Below are 19,429 nucleotides of genomic sequence, written 5' to 3'. Positions count from 1 at the left end.
GTGAAAACCGCCATGCTGCTGCAAAAGCTGGAAGATCAGCTCGCTCTCCTGCGCCAACGCTGTGCGCCGGTGGCGCAGCATGCCACGATCAGCGCCCGTTTCGATCGCCATCTTTTTCAGACGCGTAGCACCCTGCTCCAGGCCTGTCTGGATGAAGCTGAAGGCCACCTTCAGGCGCTACGTCAGGCGGTTGAACAGCAGCAACTGCCGCAAGTGGCCTGGCTGGCGGAACATCTGGCGTCGCAACTGGAAGCAATCTCCCGCGAAACCGCCAGTTGGTCGCTGCGGGAGTGGGACAGCGCCTCACCGGGTCTGGCACACTGGCAACGCAGACGCATCCAGCATCAGGAATTTGAGCGACGTTTGCAGGAAATGACCGCGCAACGCAAAGCGCGGCTGGCTCAGGTCACCCGTCTGGACGAACAACAAACGCTGCAACGCGAAGTGGAAATCTATGAAGGTCGTCTGGCGCGCTGTCGTAAGGCGCTGGACAATATTGAACGTGTCCTGGCGCGTTTAACTCGCTAATCCCTGGAGACGCTATGTCACTTGAAAACGCCCCGGATGAGGTCAAACTGGCCGTCGATTTGATTGTATTGCTGGAAGAAAACCATGTCGCCCCGGATACCGTCTTGAAAGCGCTGGAAATGGTTAAACGGGACTATGAAAAAAAAGTGGCTCAAACTGCTGACAAACTTGATTGATTTTTGCCGGATGGCGCTGCGCTTATCAGGCCTACATTTCTGAGCGGGTATTGGAATTTACCCTGCGTTGTAGGCCGGATTAAGACGCAAGTGACGCCATCAGGCATGCGATCGTTTGATTAAACCGCAGGCGTCGGATCGTCGCCTTTGATCTCGCGTTTCACCTCTGTGACCTCATCGCCCTTCTCGTTGCGCAGATGCACTTCAAGCTGGTTAAAGGCGATATCAATGTTGTTTTCACGGCACAGACGATCGATTGATCGGTTCAGTTCATCAACCGTGTGGCTACGATCGCGAAGTTCACGCACGTACAGACGCAGTTCATGATCCAGGGTACTGGCGCCGAAGGTAGTGAAGAACACCGCCGGCTCAGGATCGTGCATCACCTTCGGATGCTCCATCGCGGCCTGAAGCAGGACTTTCTTCACTTTATCCAGATCCGAACCGTACGCCACGCCAATGCGGATCACCAGACGGGTGGTGGTATCAGACAACGACCAGTTGATCAGGCGCTCGGTTACAAACGCCTTGTTCGGGATGATCACCTCTTTGCGATCGAAATCGGTAATGGTGGTTGCGCGGATACGGATCTTGCTGACGGTACCAGAGAATGTGCCGATCGTCACCGTATCGCCAATCCGCACCGGACGTTCGAACAAAATGATCAAACCCGAGACAAAGTTACCGAAAATCTCCTGCAAGCCGAAACCGAGACCGACCGATAAGGCCGCCGCCAGCCATTGCAGTTTATCCCACGACACGCCGAGCGAACCGAAGACCGTCATCGCCCCGACGGCAATGATGATGTAGTTCAGGATCGTGGTGATGGCGTACGAGGCGCCCTGGCGCATTTTAAGACGCGACAGCACCAGCACTTCCAGCAGACCCGGCAGGTTACGGATCAACGCCCAGGCGACCATCGACGCGATAATGGCAAACAGCAGGCTGCCCATCGTCACGCTTTTCACTACCGCTGCGCCCGCTTCGGTGCCGTTGTAGTGCCAGAGCGTAATGCTGTCGAGATAGCTGAACACGGTGATCAGATCGGACCAAATCGCCCAGAACACCACCGCAAACAGTGAAATCATCAGCAGCATCGTAATGCGTAACGTTTGCTGGTTCACCTGCTCCAGCGCGATGGTGGGTTCTTCCTGTGGTTCCGCTCCTTCGGCCCCCTCTTTCACCAGATTCTGCCGACGCGCCAGTGCACGACGCCAGGCGATACGCCGCGCCGCGACGCTTAAACCGCGCAGCACCGTCTGATAGAGCAGGTTCCAGATGATGACCAGATAAACGGTTTCAATCCAGCGGCCCGACAGGCGCAGCGTGGTGTAAAAGTAGCCAGTTGCCGTCAGCACCATCAGCGCAATCGGGATGATAGACAGGATGGTGATCGTCACCAGGCGCAGGCCATGTGACTCTTTATCACGCCAGCTTTCGCGGCACATCGGCCAGACCAGAAACGCGATCAGCAGCAGGTTGAGGAAAATCATCGCCTGCCCCAGCACATCGTCCATCAGATGCAAGGGAGAAAGCTCTGCCACGACTGACCAGAAATGCAGCGGCAGTAGCGCCAGGCTGATGCGCACAATCTGGCGACGCCAGTGGCTGGTCAGTTGCGCAGGCATACCAAAATGGCGAATCGCCACCCCGTCTTTTTCGAGCACTTTCCAGCACAGTCCGAAAACCAGCCAGAAGATTGCCAGTTTTTTACTGAATGCCCACAGCAGATCGCTGATGTTTAACTGCATGGTCAGCAAAATCAGGCCGACCGCCAGAATCAGCAGACATACTGGCAGCGCGCGAATCAGATCGATCAGAATCGCTTTCGGTGTGTTTAGCTGACTGTCATTGCGCAGCGATCCCACCGCGGCGGCAAGTTGCTGCTGCCAGGCTTTCAGCCACTTCAGACGCCAGCGAATCAACCCGGCAATGAGCAGTAGCGGCAACCCGGCCAGGAAGGCGATAAACACCGCTGGCCACGCTTTTTCCCAGTTCACCGTGATTTTCATCGACTTGAACTGATCTTTCAGCGACTGCGGGAAGGCTTTGATCCAGTCCCAGTCCATTGGCCGGTTGCTGTTTACCCAGAAGATTTGCTGGGTCAGGATCTCTTTCAGGCTTTTCGAGACACTCATTAACTGCTGCTGATTAATTTGCAGATTAATGGCCATCATGAGCTGATTACCCAGTTGCTTGTTCAACTGGTCCAGCAGTTCACGGCGCATATCGACAACCTGTAGCAGCGCATCGTGGACTTCGTCATTCACTTCGTTGCTGTGGCCTTCTTCCAGCTTAGCCACGAACGCATCGTTCTGGAACAACGCGTCACGCTGCTGGTTAATTTCGAACTGCTCCAGACGCAGGTCCGCAATGCGGTTGGTCATGTCAGAGAGTTCATCCGCCGACGGCAGCGTTTGCTGCTGTTGATAGAGAATACGCGACAGCAGCAGACTGCCCTTCAGCACCGCGATTTGTTCTTTGATATTGCGTTCAGATTGCAGCGCGCGGTCCAGCCAGTTTTTGACCCTAATGTTTTGCTGCATCAGCGAGTTGCCATTTTCCGTCGCGGTGATCAGGCGCTGGCTGAGCTGATGGTTGATTTCCAGCTCCTGTTTCACCAGTGGGTTGGCCTGGATCCGCGCGGTTTCATCCGGGGAAATGGCCTCCTGCGCCGTTTTTTCCGTTAAGGTCAGACGCTTGCTGTTGACCGCTTCCTGCAGTAACTGTAACTGGTGCTCGAGCCGGTTGCTGTTTGCCGTAATATAGTCACGCTGTTTTTGCAGGGTGTCTTGCAACACCGTATTGCCTTCCAGGCTTTTACGTTGTTGATCGATCTGGGCGTTCAGTAACGTCTGCTGGGCCTGTAAAAGCACCTGCTGAGTCGGTCGTAACGCCGCTTCGCCCACGCTGGTGCCGTCCAGTCGGTTGCGAATCTGCTGAAGCTGCTGAGAAGCCGTATACATCGCATTTTGTACACGCTCGGGCTGCGTTTGCAGGGAAACGAGCTGGCTGTTATAGGTGGCGAGATCGTTTTGCGCGTTCTGCAAATCATCCAGAACCTGCGCCACGCGCAGTTCTAACTGGCGTAATGAAAGCGTACTGAGCGTCTTACGCGTTTCATCATCATTATCCACATCGCTGAGCGCACTCAGCGCCTCTGTCGCCTGACGCATTTTTTCTGGTGCCTGCGCCACGCGCTGACGGAGCTGGGTCGTCTCGTCTTTCACCCGCTCGATTTTCTCAAGCGTTGCAATGGTCTCGACGAGATCCTGCTGAACCAGTTTATCCTGCGCGGAGAGGTCTTTTTGCTTATTGAGCGTATCCAGTTGGCTTTGCACATCCGCCTTCGAGGGCAGATCGCTGTTTGACGATGCGCGAGCAAGCGCCAGAGACTGGCAGGACAGCATTAAGATGAAAACAGCCACCGTGATAAAAACTCGGTGCTGAGCACGTTTATAGAGCGGCAACATAGTCATGTGAATGAAGGTTTCTGAACCGAAAAGACGACCGAAAATAGTCAACGCGCAAGAATATCACGGCTCTGTCAGACAGAATAGCGGCAGCGAAACCGACCAGGATTATTCCTGGAGTAGTGTCAGGATACGGCGTCAGGCCCCGTCGACTGTAAGGTGGGACAAAATGTTAACATTTCCAGCAAAACGGCGACGTAATCCCGCGCTTCTTTTTTGAGATCAAACGATTGGGGGGCAAAAAGCCAGTTTTCCATCAGACCTGAAATCATGGCGCGCATCATCACCGCCGCCCGCCGCGTAATCAAATTTGCAGGCAACATTTTTGAATGAATACAATGATCTAAAGTTTGTTCAATCCGATCATAGCTTTCGAGACAGATGTTTCTTTGCGCCTGCTGAACTATAGTCATTTCTCCCACAAATTCACATTTGTGGAATATAATCTCCATCAATAAACGTCGCCGTTCTTCTGTCACGGTAGATTCAAGGAGATGAACGAGTATTTCTCTTAACACTGATAGTGGATCGTCGGGGAATTTTGCCTGATACTCAGTCTCAAGCTCACCAATACTGGATTCTGATAGTTCCCAGATTTCACTAAATAAATCCGACTTGTTTTTGAAATGCCAATAGATTGCACCGCGAGTTACGCCAGCGGCTTTTGCAATCTCCGCCAGCGAGGTGGAAGATACCCCTTGTTGCGAGAACAACCGTAGCGCTACATCCAGGATGTGTTGTCGTGTTTCCTGCGCTTGTTGTTTGGTTTTTCGTGCCATATGTCGGTGAATTTACAGGTGTTAGATTTACATACATTTATGGATGTATGTACCATAGCACGACGATAATATAAACGCAGCAATGGGTTTGTGGACTTTTGACCATTGATCAATTTGAAATCGGACACTCGAGGTTTACATATGAACAAAAACAGAGGGTTTACGCCTCTGGCGGTCGTTCTGATGCTCTCAGGCAGCTTAGCGCTTACAGGATGTGACGACAAACAGGCCCAACAAGGGGGCCAGCAGATGCCAGAAGTTGGGGTTGTGACGCTCAAAACCGAACCTCTACAGATCACAACTGAACTGCCGGGTCGCACCAGTGCTTTCCGTATTGCGGAAGTTCGTCCTCAGGTAAGCGGGATTATCCTGAAGCGTAATTTCGAGGAAGGTAGTGATATCGAAGCAGGAGTGTCTCTCTATCAGATTGATCCTGCGACGTATCAAGCCACTTATGAAAGCGCGAAAGGCGATCTGGCGAAAGCCCAGGCCGCTGCCAGCATCGCTCAGGTAACGGTTAACCGTTATAAAAAGCTGCTCGGCACGCAGTACATCAGCCAACAAGATTACGATCAGGCGCTGGCCGATGCGCAACAGGCGAATGCCGCTGTCGTTGCCGCGAAAGCCGCCGTTGAAACCGCGCGCATTAACCTGGCGTACACCAAAGTGACCTCTCCGATTAGCGGCCGTATTGGTAAATCTGCCGTGACGGAAGGCGCGCTGGTGCAAAACGGTCAGGCGACAGCGCTGGCAACCGTGCAGCAGCTCGATCCTATCTATGTTGACGTGACGCAGTCGAGCAACGACTTCCTGCGTCTGAAACAAGAACTGGCTAACGGAACGCTGAAGCAGGAAAACGGCAAGGCGAAAGTCGAGCTGGTGACCAGCGACGGCATCAAATTCCCGCAGACCGGTACGCTTGAGTTTTCAGACGTGACCGTCGATCAGACCACCGGTTCTATCACCATCCGCGCCGTCTTCCCTAACCCGGATCACACCTTACTGCCGGGAATGTTTGTTCGCGCGCGTCTGGAAGAAGGAACCAACCCTACTGCGTTACTGGTGCCGCAACAAGGCGTGACCCGTACGCCGCGCGGCGATGCTACCGTGCTGGTTGTGGGTGCGGATGACAAAGTGGAAAACCGTCAAATCGTGGCCAGTCAGGCGATTGGCAACAAATGGCTGGTGACCAGTGGTCTGAAAGCAGGCGAACGCGTCATTATCAGTGGGCTGCAGAAAGTGCGTCCTGGTGCGCAGGTGAAAGCACAAGAGATTACCGCAGAGAACAACCAGCAAGCCGCTAGCGGTAGCCAGCCTGAGCAGTCTAAGTCTTAACTTAAACAGGAGCCGTTAAGACATGCCTAATTTCTTTATCGATCGCCCCATATTTGCATGGGTGATCGCCATCATCATCATGTTGGCAGGGGGGCTTGCGATCCTCAAGCTGCCGGTCGCGCAATATCCGACGATTGCGCCGCCCGCAGTGACGATCTCCGCAACCTACCCTGGCGCTGATGCCAAAACCGTGCAGGATACGGTCACGCAGGTTATCGAACAGAATATGAACGGTATCGATAACCTGATGTACATGTCCTCAAACAGTGACTCCACGGGTACCGTGCAGATCACCCTGACGTTTGAATCCGGTACGGATGCAGATATCGCGCAGGTTCAGGTGCAGAACAAACTGCAACTGGCGATGCCGTTACTGCCGCAGGAAGTACAACAACAGGGTGTGAGCGTTGAGAAGTCGTCCAGTAGCTTCCTGATGGTTGTCGGGGTTATCAATACCGACGGCACTATGACGCAGGAAGATATTTCGGATTACGTCGCCGCCAACATGAAAGACACCATCAGCCGTACTTCCGGCGTGGGTGACGTTCAGCTGTTTGGTTCGCAGTATGCGATGCGTATCTGGATGGACCCGACCGAACTCAACAAGTATCAGTTGACCCCGGTCGATGTCATTGCGGCTATCAAAGCGCAGAACGCCCAGGTAGCTGCCGGTCAGTTAGGCGGTACGCCGCCGGTGAAAGGCCAGCAGCTTAACGCATCGATTATTGCCCAGACCCGTCTGACGTCAACCGACGAGTTCGGCAAAATCCTGCTGAAAGTGAACCAGGACGGCTCTCAGGTTCGCCTGCGTGACGTCGCGAAAATTGAACTGGGCGGCGAGAACTACGACATCATCGCGAAGTTCAACGGTAAACCGGCCTCCGGTCTGGGGATCAAACTGGCGACCGGCGCGAACGCGCTGGATACCGCCGCGGCGATCCGTGCCGAACTGGTGAAGATGGAACCTTTCTTCCCGTCAGGCCTGAAAATCGTTTACCCGTATGACACCACCCCGTTCGTGAAAATCTCTATTCACGAAGTGGTGAAAACGCTGGCGGAAGCGATCATCCTCGTGTTCCTCGTGATGTATCTGTTCCTGCAGAACTTCCGCGCGACGCTGATCCCGACTATTGCAGTACCGGTCGTTCTGTTGGGGACCTTTGCGGTGCTTGCCGCTTTTGGCTTCTCGATAAACACCCTGACGATGTTCGGGATGGTGCTCGCCATCGGCCTGTTGGTGGATGACGCCATCGTGGTGGTCGAGAACGTCGAACGTGTCATGTCCGAAGAAGGGTTACCGCCGAAAGAAGCCACGCGTAAATCCATGGGCCAGATTCAGGGCGCACTGGTGGGTATCGCGATGGTGCTGTCTGCGGTATTTATCCCGATGGCTTTCTTTGGCGGATCTACCGGTGCGATTTATCGTCAGTTCTCCATCACCATTGTGTCCGCAATGGCGCTGTCCGTACTGGTTGCGTTGATCCTGACGCCGGCGCTGTGCGCCACCATGCTTAAACCGGTTGCTAAAGGCGACCACGGTGAAGGCAAGAAAGGCTTCTTCGGCTGGTTTAACCGCATGTTCGATAAGAGCACGCACCATTACACCGACAGCGTGGGTAATATTCTGCGCAGCACCGGTCGTTATCTGCTGCTGTATCTGATCATCGTCGTCGGCATGGCGTTCCTGTTCGTCCGTCTGCCAAGCTCCTTCCTGCCGGACGAAGACCAGGGCGTATTCCTGAGCATGGCCCAGTTGCCTGCGGGGGCGACCCAGGAACGGACGCAGAAAGTGCTTGATGAGATGACCGACTACTTCCTTACCAAAGAGAAGAACAACGTTGAATCGGTGTTTGCGGTTAACGGCTTCGGCTTTGCAGGTCGTGGTCAGAACACCGGTATCGCGTTCGTCTCATTGAAAGACTGGGCTGACCGTCCGGGTGAAGAGAACAAGGTTGAAGCCATTACCCAACGCGCTTCTGCCGCCTTCTCGCAGATTAAAGACGCCATGGTATTCGCCTTTAACCTGCCCGCGATTGTGGAACTGGGAACCGCGACTGGTTTTGACTTCCAGTTGATTGACCAGGCGGGACTCGGTCACGAAAAACTGACCCAGGCGCGTAACCAGTTGTTCGGCGAAGTGGCAAAACATCCGGATCTGCTGGTCGGCGTTCGTCCGAACGGTCTGGAAGATACGCCGCAGTTCAAGATTGATATCGACCAGGAAAAAGCACAGGCGCTGGGTGTTTCCATTAGCGACATTAATACCACGCTGGGTGCCGCATGGGGCGGAAGCTATGTGAACGACTTTATCGACCGCGGTCGTGTGAAGAAAGTTTACGTCATGTCCGAAGCCAAATACCGTATGTTGCCGGAAGATATCGGTAACTGGTATGTGCGCGGCAGCGATGGTCAAATGGTGCCGTTCTCAGCCTTCTCGTCTTCACGCTGGGAATACGGTTCACCGCGTCTGGAACGCTATAACGGTCTGCCTTCTATGGAGATCTTAGGTCAGGCGGCACCGGGTAAGAGTACCGGTGAAGCGATGGCAATGATGGAGCAGTTGGCCAGTAAGCTGCCATCCGGTATCGGCTACGACTGGACGGGGATGTCCTACCAGGAACGTCTGTCCGGTAACCAGGCCCCTGCCCTGTATGCCATCTCACTGATTGTCGTCTTCCTGTGTCTGGCGGCGTTGTATGAGAGCTGGTCGATTCCGTTCTCCGTTATGCTGGTGGTTCCGCTGGGGGTAATTGGTGCGCTGTTAGCGGCCACTTTCCGCGGTCTGACCAACGACGTTTACTTCCAGGTGGGCCTGCTCACCACCATTGGGTTGTCGGCGAAGAACGCGATACTGATCGTCGAATTCGCCAAAGATCTGATGGATAAAGAGGGCAAAGGCCTGATTGAAGCGACGCTGGATGCGGTTCGTATGCGTTTACGTCCGATCCTGATGACCTCTCTGGCGTTCATTCTGGGCGTTATGCCACTGGTTATCAGCTCCGGTGCCGGTTCCGGCGCGCAGAACGCCGTAGGTACCGGCGTTATGGGCGGGATGGTTACCGCAACGGTTCTGGCTATCTTCTTCGTCCCGGTCTTCTTTGTGGTGGTACGCCGCCGCTTCAGCCGGAAAAGTGAAGATATTGAACACAGCCATTCCGTAGAACATCGCTGATGCTCATCTGATAAAAGGCCGCGCAAGCGGCCTTTTTTTCGAATGAAATCAGCAAAAGGGCTTATTGATACCTTGTTGACTTTTGGTTGTAGATAATAAAGGTTATAATCCACAAGAGGATGAAGGCTATTTCTGGCCATTTGGCTTATGGCTTATTCCCTGCTTAACCACTCATTATTAAGACAATTCCTGGGGGGCATCCGTTTCTGGTTTCGTGCCGGAGGTAAGCGACGAGGATGGAAAGAGAGGATAATCTGATGAATTTCAAAATAATCACGTAATTATCTCATTTCGGTATGGGTTGGCGACATGCTATAATGAGAAAAATCCACAAACCTTCACTTTCTCTCATATTACATTAATTGTAATTTTTCGTAATATAACGATGAAATCTTTTTTAGAGTAGATTATAGTTAAATCATCAAGCGTAGAAGGCAAGTACCAGGTCAGTTAGTTGTACCCATCCCGAAAGGTGTTCGGTTAGTTCAAGCCACTAAGAAGGGGATGCGTTATGGATGAATACTCACCCAAAAGACATGATATAGCGCAGCTTAAATTTCTTTGTGAAACGCTTTATCACGACTGTCTTGCAAACCTTGAAGAAAGCAATCATGGCTGGGTTAACGACCCAACCTCGGCGATCAACCTTCAACTCAACGAACTGATAGAGCATATTGCAACCTTCGCACTTAATTATAAAATTAAGTATAATGAGGACAATAAGCTGATTGAGCAGATTGATGAATATCTGGACGACACATTTATGTTGTTCAGCAGTTATGGCATTAATGCGCAGGATCTGCAGAAATGGCGGAAATCAGGTAATCGCTTGTTCCGTTGCTTTGTGAATGCCACCAGAGCTAACCCTGTTAGTTTGTCTTGTTAAAAATTATTACAATCATAGGTAAGATTTATGTCCGATAAACCATTAACTAAAACTGATTATTTGATGCGCTTGCGACGCTGTCAGACAATTGACACACTTGAACGCGTGATTGAGAAAAATAAATATGAATTATCTGACAATGAATTGGCTGTATTTTACTCAGCCGCCGATCACCGTCTTGCAGAATTGACGATGAATAAACTTTACGACAAGATCCCCTCCTCCGTCTGGAAATTCATTCGTTAATTTGATTACTGAATATCAGGAAATACGGATGTTTTCCTGGGGAACATTTATCTTATTTGCAATAACAATAGCATGGCTATTGTGACTTCTGTCACGGTATAGTTCAGGGATCGTTCCCTGATTAACGCAGACCCTCTACTGTATTGCCTCACCAGTGAACAGGTAGAGAGCGCAGAATGAGTGAAGAGAAGCGTAAAATGATAGCGGGTGAACGGTATCACCCGGCAGATGAGACTCTGCGCCATGACCGATTGCAGGCGCGTCGGTTCGTTCACCGCTACAATCACACCGCCCCGGATGAAAAGGCCGAACGCCAGGCTATTCTCCACGCCCTGTTAGGTCAGTGCGACCGCCCCTACATCGAGCCTTCATTTCGCTGTGACTACGGTTACAATATCTTCCTGGGTAAAGACTTCTACGCCAACTTCGACTGCGTCATGCTCGACGTCTGCCCCATTATTATTGGTGATAACTGCATGCTGGCTCCCGGCGTTCATATCTATACCGCCACGCATCCGCTGGATGCGACAGAACGCAATAGCGGACTGGAGTTCGGCAAACCCGTCACGATTGGCAATAATGTCTGGATTGGTGGGCGTGCGGTCATTAATCCCGGCGTCAGCATTGGTGACAATGTGGTGGTTGCCTCCGGCGCCGTAGTGACCAAAAGCGTACCCGCCAACGTCGTGGTGGGAGGTAATCCAGCACGGATTATTAAAACACTGTAAATAGAATTGTAACTGTTATGCTAAATTGTGGTTAATCTGTTACTTTTTTCAGGCTAATCGCCCACTTAAAATAGGGCGTTCCCCTGTAAGTTGCGAAATCACGAAGGCAAAAAATGACAGAAATACAACGCCTGCTCACTGAAACCATCGACGATCTGAATGTTCGTGAGAAGCGCGATAATAAGCCCCGCTTTAGCATCAGCTTTATTCGTAAACATCCAGGCCTGTTTATCGGGATGTATGTTGCGTGGTTTGCCACGCTGGCGGTCATGCTGCAATCAGAAACGCTGGTTGACTCCGTCTGGCTGCTGGTGGTGCTGTTTGTCATCCTCAACGGTTTTTTCTTTTTTGATGTCGCCCCGCGCTATCGCTATGAAGATATCGACGTACTGGATTTCAGGGTGTGTTACAACGGCGAGTGGTACAACACCCGGTTTGTGCCCCCTACACTGATTAGCACCATCCTTCACTCCCCGGACGTTGACGATGAACGTAAGGCGCAATTACAGAAGATGCTGACGCGTAAAGGCGAACTGTCGTTTTACGATATCTTCACTCTTGCCCGCGCAGAAGCCACACCATAGCCAATTGGTATTGCCGGATAGACTTTCCCTATATCCGGCCCTCTTCTCTCTAACGTCGTTTTTTCCTTCCCTGTACCGCTTTGAAACGCGGGTTGCTCTTACAAATCACATATAAACGCCCTTTCCGCTTTACGATCTGACAGTCGGGATGGCGCTGCTTTGCGCTACGTAATGAATTTAAGACCTGCATGATATCCTCATCAGCGTTGATATTATGTTATAGTATAACATTACTTTATCGCTGAACGCATGACAGTTCAATCCTTTCCGCATTAACGCGCGTTCTTTTGCATTGAAGACGGCGAAAAGTCGGACTCCCCACAAAAAATTCTGCAGATTAACGACATCATTTACAGGGCTTTTTTCCCGATCGGATATACTTTCTCTACAATGCGTTATTAAGGATATTTGCGTGAGAACACGACATCTGGTCAGTCTGGTAACAGGAGTGCTTATCCTCGCCGTATTGGTTCCGGTCGGTTTGAGTGTCTGGCTCGCTCATCGCCAGGTCGAAAAGAAATTCATCGAGGAGCTGGATACCTACTCATCGCGCGTCTCTGAACGTACTGAACGCGTGGTGGCCCAGGCAAAACAGGCATTACAGCAGATTAACGCCGTGAACAGCGCACCGTGCTCGCGTGAACACTTACTGGCGATGCGGAGACTTTCCTTCAGCTATCGCTATGTCCAGGAAGTACTGTATCTGCGAAACAACATACCACGCTGTTCCTCTCTGGAGCAGGAAAGTTATACCTCGGCCTTCCCGCCACCCATGAAAATCACTAACGATGGCTACCGCGCCTGGTTTACCGCGCATAACGATCTGGGGATCGAGCGTTACATGGCAGCACTGGGCTATGGCGACTATATCGTGATGATTGATCCCGCCTCTTTTATCGACGTGGTTCCTTTTGGCGCCTGGCAGATCGATGTCGCGATTATTGGCGTAAAACGCAATACCGTCATTGCCAGCAGCAGCGCGCTCGCACCGAATATTCTGCAATTTACTCAGGAAACCACGCCTCGCCACATGGAAAGTCATGGCATTATTTATGAGATTCGCCCTTTCCCGGAGATGGGCATTACCATTGTCAGTTGGGCGTCGACCCTCCCACTACAAAAAATCTGGTACCGGCAGGCGCTGATCTGGGTTCCCGCCGGCACTCTGATCGGTCTGCTGGCCGCCGCCTTTATTTTGCGCATTCTGCGCCGTCTCCAGTCACCCCATCACCGATTGCAGGATGCCATCAATAACCGCGATATTAAGGTCCATTATCAGCCTATTGTGTCACTCAGCACCGGCAAAATCGTAGGGGCGGAAGCGCTGGCGCGCTGGCCGCAAACTGACGGCAGCGACCTGTCGCCCGACATTTTCATCACTCTGGCCGAAGAGACTGGTCTTACCGAACCTCTCACCCGCTTAATCATTGAAACGGTATTTGAGGATATGGGGAAATGGCTGAAGCAGCATCCCGAACAGCATATTTCCATTAATATTGAAGCGGCGGATCTCGCCTCTGAAAAGCTCCCGACGTTGCTCAGTAAACAGCTTAACCGGTATCAGCTTGCCCCCTCACAGATTGCGCTGGAACTGACGGAACGGGGATTTGCCGATCCGAAAACCAGTTCACCCATTGTCGCCCGCTATCGTAAGGCGGGGCATGCTATCTATATTGATGATTTTGGCACCGGCTATTCCAGTCTTAGTTATTTGCAGAATCTGGACGTAGATATCCTGAAAATCGACAAATCGTTTGTCGATGCGCTCGAATATAAAAACGTGACGCCGCATATCATCGAAATGGCCAAAACGCTGAAGCTGAAAATGGTGGCGGAAGGAATTGAAACGGCTAATCAGGAAGACTGGTTGCGCCAGCACGGCGTCCATTATGGGCAGGGCTGGCTTTACAGCAAAGCGCTGCCCAAAGAAGCATTTATTCTGTGGGCGGAAAAACGCTTATAACGCAAAGATGGCTGGCGGCACGCCGCACAGCCAGTCACGCTAGTCGTCGATAATGGGGGAGAATCCGCCGTAAATCATGCGTTTACCATCAAACGGCATCGACTCACTGAACGCTTTCATGCGCGGATCGTTCATCATCTTCTGATTCGCCGCATCCCGCACTTCTTTCGACGGGTATTCAATCCAACTGAATACCACTTCTTCGTGCTCCTCGGCTTTCACCGCCATACGAAAATCGGTGAGTTTGCCATCGGGCACATCCTCGGCCCAACATTCCACAATGCGGAGCGCGCCAAATTCCTTGAACAGCGGTGCTGCTTTTGCCGCCATCGCCTTATAAGCCTCCTTGTTTTCGGCAGGTACGGCAAGGACAAATCCATCCACGTACTTCATGAGAAAAACCTCCGAAGTCCACCGCGCGACAAGCCTATTCCAGCCGCGTCAGTCGTGAATAAGTTTAGTCGCCCTCTCCTGTCTACGCCGTCTGAATCCGCGCCCTGGGTTTGTAGCGAAACCACGGCAGGCAGATCTGGATCAGCGGTCCAATCGCCAGCGCATACAGCACGGTTCCGACGCCAAGCGTACCGCCGAGCAGCCAACCGCTCAGTAAAACAGAAACTTCAATCACCGTTCGGATCGTACGCACCGACCATCCCGTGCGGGCGTGAATACCGGTCATCAGACCGTCTCTCGGCCCGGCGCCAAACCCCGCGCCAATGTACATCCCCGTCGCCAGGGCGTTCACTACCACGGCCGCCACCAGCACAAGGCTACGCACCGCGAGAGAGGAAAACGTTGGTATCATCGCCAGCGCGGCATCGGCGGCAAGCCCGATCACAATCACGTTACTGAGCGTCCCCAATCCTGGGCGCTGACGCAGGGGGATCCACAGCAGGAGTACCAGCGCGCCGACAATAATCATCACCACGCCAATCTTCATCGACAACAGATTCGCCAGCCCCAGATGGAACACGTTCCACGGATCGGCACCTAAATCCGCGCGCACAAACATCGCGGTTGATACCCCATACAGAGCCAGCCCAAAATAAAGTTGAACCAGACGACGCCCCATTTTCACCCTCCCCGTTCAGATAGTCTTCATCATCGCTGTAATTGGCACTATGATTAATGACCAGTTTTGAAAAAGTGGACTGCAATGTCATCACGTCGTTATGGAAGTCAATCTCTCCAGCGCCTGATTGGGCACTGGCAGGACAGCGCCGCAAGAACTCCGCTCTGGCGGCAACTGGCAGAAGCGTTGCGTCTGCTGATCCTCGACGGGCGTCTGGCACTCGACAGCCGTTTGCCCGGAGAACGCGAACTGGCTGCGGTACTCGACATCAGCCGGACCACCGTGGCCAGCGCGCTGGCGCAATTGCGGGAAGAGGGATATCTGGAGAGTCGGCACGGCAGTGGGTCGCGTGTGGTTCTGCCAGGTCATATCCGCGAAGTGCCGACGCGAACCGGTACCACGATGGCATTGGATCTCTCCACCGCTGCCCTCAGTGCGGGACCTGAAATCCATCAGGCTTATCAACAGGCGCTGGTTGCGATGCCACCGCATTTGCTGACGTCGGGCTATCAACCACAGGGATTACTCGGCTTGCGTGAATCGCTCGCCCGTCATTACTGTGCGCGAGGCCTGCCGACAACGGCGGATGAAATCATGGTGGTCAACGGCGCGGTCAGTGGTCTGGCGCTGATCCTGCGCTTATTGACTGGCCCCGGCGATCGGGTAGTGGTCGATCATCCGACGTACCCGCTGGCAATTGCGGCCATTCAGGGCGCCTCCTGTCGACCGGTGGGCGTGTCATTACCCGAACAGGGTTGGGATACGGATGGACTGGCCGCAACCATCGCCCAGACCTCACCGAGAATGGCCTATCTGATGCCGGATTTTCATAATCCCACCGGGCGGTGTATGGATGATGAGACGCGGCACGTCATCGTGGATATCGCTGCCCGTACGCGTACAACGCTAGTGATTGACGAAACGATGGTGAACCTCTGGTACGACGCCCCACCGCCCCCGCCACTGGCGGCGTATCACTGCGACGCCCCGGTAATTATGCTGGGTTCAGCGGGCAAGAGTTTCTGGGGAGGACTGCGTCTGGGCTGGGTGCGGGCGCCATCACGTACCATCGCCGCGCTGGTGCAAACACGGGATACGGTCGATTTGGGCTCGCCGGTCATCGAACAACTTGCCACCACGTGGCTCCTTGATAATGCTGATTCATTTTTGCCGCAGCGCAGACAACAGCTCGCCGCGCGGCGCGCACTCTGCGACACCCTGATGCGCAAACACTTTCCCGAGTGGCGCTATCAGCAACCACAGGGCGGATTATCCTTCTGGGTTGAACTGCCGGATACGCTGGCGACGCTTTTCGCCACGCGGGCGGAAAGCGTCGGGATCCAACTCGGAACAGGCACCCGTTTTGGGCTCGCGGGCGCGTTTGATCGTTTCTTACGTATGCCGTTTGCCTTACCGGAAGAGCCTCTGCGCGCGGCGTTTAACACCCTGGAACCGATCTGGGAAACACTGCGTCTGCAGTCCGGCAACGCTAAGGTGCGTAAGATTATTTAATGCTGACGAGGAACCGGAAACCCCTTGAGGGAAATCACAAAATTATCGCCCTCTTTCTTTATTTTGGCACCGGCATCGCACCAGTCAGAGGCTATACGGAAAAATTCATCACTACCGACGTTCCAGCTCAGGCAAACATGCTTAACATAACCCGAGCGGAGCAGTTCACAGGCTTCGCCATAGTTACTGGCGATGGAGAGCGTTTGCTGTTTCATTTTTTCTTCTTCAGTAGTCTGCGCAATGCTTTGATTTCTTTAGGAGTAAGTGGCTCAACAAACGACTCTTCCGTGTGTTGGCTATCGATATCGCCAGCCGAGACCCCCGCCTCTGCCGCAACGTCGAAGGCAATCAGCAGCAGTTTTTCTGTCGTGACGCTTAAATTCTCATTATTCAGTTCAGCGTAATGACGAAGTTTTTCTTTTAACGTCTCATCAATTTTGACATTCAGTACTGCAGTAGCCATCGTAAGAATCCTTGTGGACAGGCAAAAGCACGGTTCCGGCGACGACAGGATCGCCATGGCGTGATAAGCGAATTGAGCGCCAGGATTTAACATCCCAAAAACACTTTGCCAGCATTTGATGACAAAAAAATGACAAAACTATGACAACAACAAGAAGAAAAACGAAGATGTGATGCCAGATGGCACAAATGGGTGGGGGCCCTGCCAGCTACATCCCGGCACACGCGTCATCTGCCTTGGCTGCTTCCTTCCGGACCTGACCTGGTAAACAGAGTAGCGTTGCGGGAGAACCAACAGAGCCCCCATTGAGAGCGTTGTTAACCAACGCGCAGGCGCATTATCACTGCTGCCCCCTGTAATTGCAAGCCATCGGCAGTCAGATGCTGGTTTCTTGCGCAATGGAACTTCCCGCGCCCGCCATTCCAGATTATGCTGAAGGATTACCGCAGGAAGAGACCATGGACAGACAAGACACTTTCCCTCAGCGCGTCTGGCAAATTGTTGCCTCCATTCCCGAAGGCTGTGTCACCACTTATGGCGACATCGCATTGCTCGCAGGTTCTCCGCGCGCGGCCAGACAGGTCGGCGGCGTACTCAAACGTTTACCCGAAGGCAGCACCCTGCCCTGGCATCGGGTGGTGAATCGGCACGGCGCGATTTCACTCACCGGTCCCGATCTACAGCGACAACGGCAGGCATTACTGGCGGAAGGTATTGTGGTATCAGGGAGCGGGCTGATTGATTTGCAACGGTATCGCTGGAATTATTGACCCTCTCCGGATGGAGAGGGTCAGACAGGCCTTAGTACTGTGTCGGAGCAGGCACCGCTGAAGACGGGTTGACCTGCGTTGGCGAAGTTGAAGGCACCGTTGTCGCTGCCCCACCGCTTGCCTGTACAGGCACTTCCGTTTGCTGGACCGGCACCAGAGTCAGATCGGCTTTCGTGCCGCCCTGGTTGATGACCGGCTGAACGGTATCGGTAATGAACACCAGTTTGTCATTCACCGTAATTGCCGCACTCAGCAAAATGCGGGCATTCGGCTGCACGTCAGCCGGGTTAAACGGCAGAACGAAGCTAAATGGCGCCTGTTTCCCTTCGGTACGAACCGCTTTCTGGGACAACACTTTCGACGGGGCGTCGGCGAGCGACGCATCCGACAGGGTCACGGTAAGCACGGCGTCAGGCGGCAATGCCACTTTCTGACGGATCCATACGGTACCCGAGACATTAGGTTGCTGAATAGCAGGCTGTGTGGCCGTTGTTGAAGTGTTTGGGTTTGGCGCTGGCGTCTGGATATCCGCGCTTTTATCCGCGCAGGCGGCCAGAGCAACCGCAACCGCTAAACCACTTACCATGTGCATGAGCTTCATTAAATTCTCCTTATCATCTCTGCACCAGCGGGTTTTCCTCCCGCCGGAAGAGTGGTTAACAAAAACGTAACGTAGCTAAGTGTGGCACATATCACTTATTTTTGCCTGGAATTGGCCAGTTTTTCAGACTATTGCACCCATCGGACCACTTCTAAAATTGCGTTATACTCTGCCTATCTCGCTTCGGCGTCGTTGTTACCTGGAGAGCATGTATGAGTCAGGCACTGAACAATTTGCTGACATTGTTGAATCTGGAAAAAATTGAGGAAGGACTCTTTCGGGGCCAAAGTGAAGACTTAGGGCTGCGTCAGGTATTTGGTGGACAGGTCGTCGGTCAGGCGCTGTATGCAGCGAAAGAAACGGTACCAGAAGAACGCCTGGTCCACTCGTTTCATAGCTATTTTTTACGCCCTGGTGATAGCCAGCGACCGATTATTTATGACGTGGAAGTTCTGCGCGACGGCAACAGCTTCAGCGCCCGCCGCGTTGCCGCTATTCAGAACGGAAAGCCTATTTTTTATATGACCGCTTCATTCCAGGCGCCAGAGCCCGGTTTCGAACATCAAAAAACCATGCCGCACGCCCCCGCGCCGGAAGGATTAACATCAGAAACCGACATTGCCCGGTCAGTCGCGCATCAGTTGCCGCCGATTTTAAAAGATAAATTTCTCTGCGATCGCCCGCTGGAAGTGCGTCCCGTTGAGTTTCATAACCCGTTAAAAGGCCATGTGGCAGAACCCACGCGCCAGGTGTGGATCCGCGCGAACGGTACGTTACCCAACGACATTCGCGTCCATCAGTATCTGTTGGGCTACGCCTCCGATCTCAATTTCCTGCCGGTTGCCCTGCAACCTCACGGCATTGGTTTCCTGGAAAAAGGGATTCAGATTGCCACGATCGACCATTCCATGTGGTTCCACCGTCCGTTTGATTTGAATGAATGGCTGCTGTACAGCGTGGAAAGCACGTCGGCCTCCAGCGCGCGCGGATTTGTTCGCGGCGAGTTCTACACGCAGGATGGCAAACTGGTGGCCTCGACCGTGCAGGAAGGGGTAATGCGTAATCACAACGAATAAAAAACCGGATGGCATTGCTGCGCATCCGGCGATATCCCGTGTTGCCCGGTTAAGTTCACCGGGCA

The 19,429-nt window shown here is 53.1% G+C and carries 20 protein-coding genes and 1 other RNA gene; 12 read left to right on the top strand and 9 right to left on the bottom strand.

Going from position 1 to position 19,429, the window contains the following annotated elements; all coding sequences use genetic code 11:
• Positions 1-528, top strand: a complete 528-nt coding sequence (gene priC / locus HVX64_RS06620) for a primosomal replication protein N'' (RefSeq protein WP_043001553.1) — start codon at positions 1-3, stop codon at positions 526-528.
• Between the two features lie 14 nt (positions 529-542).
• A complete protein-coding gene (gene rsmS, locus HVX64_RS06615; protein WP_043001554.1) occupies positions 543-704 on the top strand; it encodes a pleiotropic regulatory protein RsmS in 162 nt (53 codons plus the stop codon).
• 119 nt (positions 705-823) lie between these two features.
• On the opposite strand, the gene mscK is transcribed toward rsmS, so the two are convergent.
• Together mscK and acrR are read right to left on the bottom strand one after the other, a co-directional pair.
• Positions 824-4,183 carry a mechanosensitive channel MscK gene (mscK, locus tag HVX64_RS06610; protein WP_044258930.1) on the bottom strand — a complete coding sequence of 1,120 codons (3,360 nt, stop codon included), beginning with the start codon at positions 4,181-4,183 and terminating at the stop codon, positions 824-826.
• A gap of 119 nt (positions 4,184-4,302) precedes the next feature.
• Positions 4,303-4,956, bottom strand: a complete 654-nt coding sequence (gene acrR, locus HVX64_RS06605) for a multidrug efflux transporter transcriptional repressor AcrR (protein ID WP_044258933.1) — start codon at positions 4,954-4,956, stop codon at positions 4,303-4,305.
• A gap of 141 nt (positions 4,957-5,097) precedes the next feature.
• On the opposite strand from acrR, the gene acrA reads away from it, so the two are divergent.
• The 6 genes from acrA to HVX64_RS06575 all read left to right on the top strand — a co-directional run bounded on the left by acrA (position 5,098) and on the right by HVX64_RS06575 (position 11,907).
• The gene (gene acrA / locus HVX64_RS06600; protein WP_043001556.1) at positions 5,098-6,291 is read left to right on the top strand and encodes a multidrug efflux RND transporter periplasmic adaptor subunit AcrA; all 1,194 of its coding nucleotides are present in this window, start codon (positions 5,098-5,100) and stop codon (positions 6,289-6,291) included.
• A 22-nt stretch (positions 6,292-6,313) separates the two neighbouring features.
• Positions 6,314-9,463, top strand: coding sequence for an efflux RND transporter permease AcrB (gene acrB, locus HVX64_RS06595; RefSeq protein ID WP_043001557.1), 3,150 nt, complete (start codon positions 6,314-6,316; stop codon positions 9,461-9,463).
• Between the two features lie 511 nt (positions 9,464-9,974).
• Positions 9,975-10,349, top strand: coding sequence for an Hha toxicity modulator TomB (gene tomB, locus HVX64_RS06590; protein ID WP_042324455.1), 375 nt, complete (start codon positions 9,975-9,977; stop codon positions 10,347-10,349).
• A 27-nt stretch (positions 10,350-10,376) separates the two neighbouring features.
• Positions 10,377-10,595, top strand: coding sequence for an HHA domain-containing protein (locus tag HVX64_RS06585; RefSeq protein WP_001280991.1), 219 nt, complete (start codon positions 10,377-10,379; stop codon positions 10,593-10,595).
• A gap of 176 nt (positions 10,596-10,771) precedes the next feature.
• Positions 10,772-11,323: a maltose O-acetyltransferase gene (maa, locus tag HVX64_RS06580; protein ID WP_044258934.1), complete on the top strand. Its 552-nt coding sequence runs from the start codon at positions 10,772-10,774 to the stop codon at positions 11,321-11,323.
• Between the two features lie 113 nt (positions 11,324-11,436).
• Entirely contained in the window at positions 11,437-11,907 is a 471-nt protein-coding gene (locus tag HVX64_RS06575; protein ID WP_043001559.1) for a YlaC family protein, read from the top strand.
• A 49-nt stretch (positions 11,908-11,956) separates the two neighbouring features.
• Here HVX64_RS06575 and ykgO read toward each other — a convergent pair whose 3' ends face one another.
• Positions 11,957-12,097 carry a type B 50S ribosomal protein L36 gene (ykgO, locus tag HVX64_RS06570; protein WP_003859006.1) on the bottom strand — a complete coding sequence of 47 codons (141 nt, stop codon included), beginning with the start codon at positions 12,095-12,097 and terminating at the stop codon, positions 11,957-11,959.
• A gap of 222 nt (positions 12,098-12,319) precedes the next feature.
• On the opposite strand from ykgO, the gene HVX64_RS06565 reads away from it, so the two are divergent.
• Positions 12,320-13,870, top strand: a complete 1,551-nt coding sequence (locus HVX64_RS06565) for an EAL domain-containing protein (RefSeq protein ID WP_181825318.1) — start codon at positions 12,320-12,322, stop codon at positions 13,868-13,870.
• Between the two features lie 39 nt (positions 13,871-13,909).
• Here HVX64_RS06565 and HVX64_RS06560 read toward each other — a convergent pair whose 3' ends face one another.
• Together HVX64_RS06560 and HVX64_RS06555 are read right to left on the bottom strand one after the other, a co-directional pair.
• A complete protein-coding gene (locus HVX64_RS06560; protein WP_043001561.1) occupies positions 13,910-14,263 on the bottom strand; it encodes a DUF1428 family protein in 354 nt (117 codons plus the stop codon).
• An 82-nt stretch (positions 14,264-14,345) separates the two neighbouring features.
• Positions 14,346-14,942, bottom strand: coding sequence for a hypothetical protein (locus tag HVX64_RS06555; protein WP_181825317.1), 597 nt, complete (start codon positions 14,940-14,942; stop codon positions 14,346-14,348).
• Between the two features lie 84 nt (positions 14,943-15,026).
• On the opposite strand from HVX64_RS06555, the gene HVX64_RS06550 reads away from it, so the two are divergent.
• Positions 15,027-16,454: a PLP-dependent aminotransferase family protein gene (locus HVX64_RS06550; protein WP_181825316.1), complete on the top strand. Its 1,428-nt coding sequence runs from the start codon at positions 15,027-15,029 to the stop codon at positions 16,452-16,454.
• Here the strand turns inward: HVX64_RS06550 and HVX64_RS06545 are convergent.
• From HVX64_RS06545 to ffs, 3 genes are all read right to left on the bottom strand, one after another.
• Positions 16,451-16,669: a hypothetical protein gene (locus tag HVX64_RS06545; RefSeq protein ID WP_043001564.1), complete on the bottom strand. Its 219-nt coding sequence runs from the start codon at positions 16,667-16,669 to the stop codon at positions 16,451-16,453. The two genes, HVX64_RS06550 and HVX64_RS06545, sit on opposite strands and share 4 nt — an antisense overlap.
• Entirely contained in the window at positions 16,666-16,917 is a 252-nt protein-coding gene (locus HVX64_RS06540; protein ID WP_043001565.1) for a hypothetical protein, read from the bottom strand. The genes HVX64_RS06545 and HVX64_RS06540 overlap by 4 nt, the downstream gene beginning before the upstream one ends.
• 199 nt (positions 16,918-17,116) lie before the next feature.
• An RNA gene (gene ffs, locus HVX64_RS06535) (signal recognition particle sRNA small type) lies at positions 17,117-17,213 on the bottom strand.
• Between the two features lie 162 nt (positions 17,214-17,375).
• Between ffs and HVX64_RS06530 the strand changes: the two genes are divergently transcribed.
• A complete protein-coding gene (locus HVX64_RS06530) occupies positions 17,376-17,687 on the top strand; it encodes an MGMT family protein (RefSeq protein WP_043002001.1) in 312 nt (103 codons plus the stop codon).
• A 31-nt stretch (positions 17,688-17,718) separates the two neighbouring features.
• Here the strand turns inward: HVX64_RS06530 and HVX64_RS06525 are convergent, their stop codons facing one another.
• Entirely contained in the window at positions 17,719-18,288 is a 570-nt protein-coding gene (locus HVX64_RS06525; protein ID WP_043001566.1) for a YbaY family lipoprotein, read from the bottom strand.
• A 212-nt stretch (positions 18,289-18,500) separates the two neighbouring features.
• Here HVX64_RS06525 and tesB point away from each other — a divergent pair, with 212 nt between their 5' ends.
• Complete coding sequence (tesB, locus tag HVX64_RS06520; protein WP_043001567.1) at positions 18,501-19,364, top strand: acyl-CoA thioesterase II; 864 nt, start codon at positions 18,501-18,503, stop codon at positions 19,362-19,364.
• Positions 19,365-19,429: the final 65 nt, after the last annotated feature.

This window comes from Citrobacter sp. RHB20-C16 (assembly GCF_013890155.1).
In the GTDB taxonomy this organism is placed as follows: Bacteria; Pseudomonadota; Gammaproteobacteria; order Enterobacterales; family Enterobacteriaceae; genus Citrobacter_A; species Citrobacter_A amalonaticus.
Note: the sequence above shows the minus strand (reverse complement) of the source record. Positions and strands in the feature narration are given on the sequence as shown.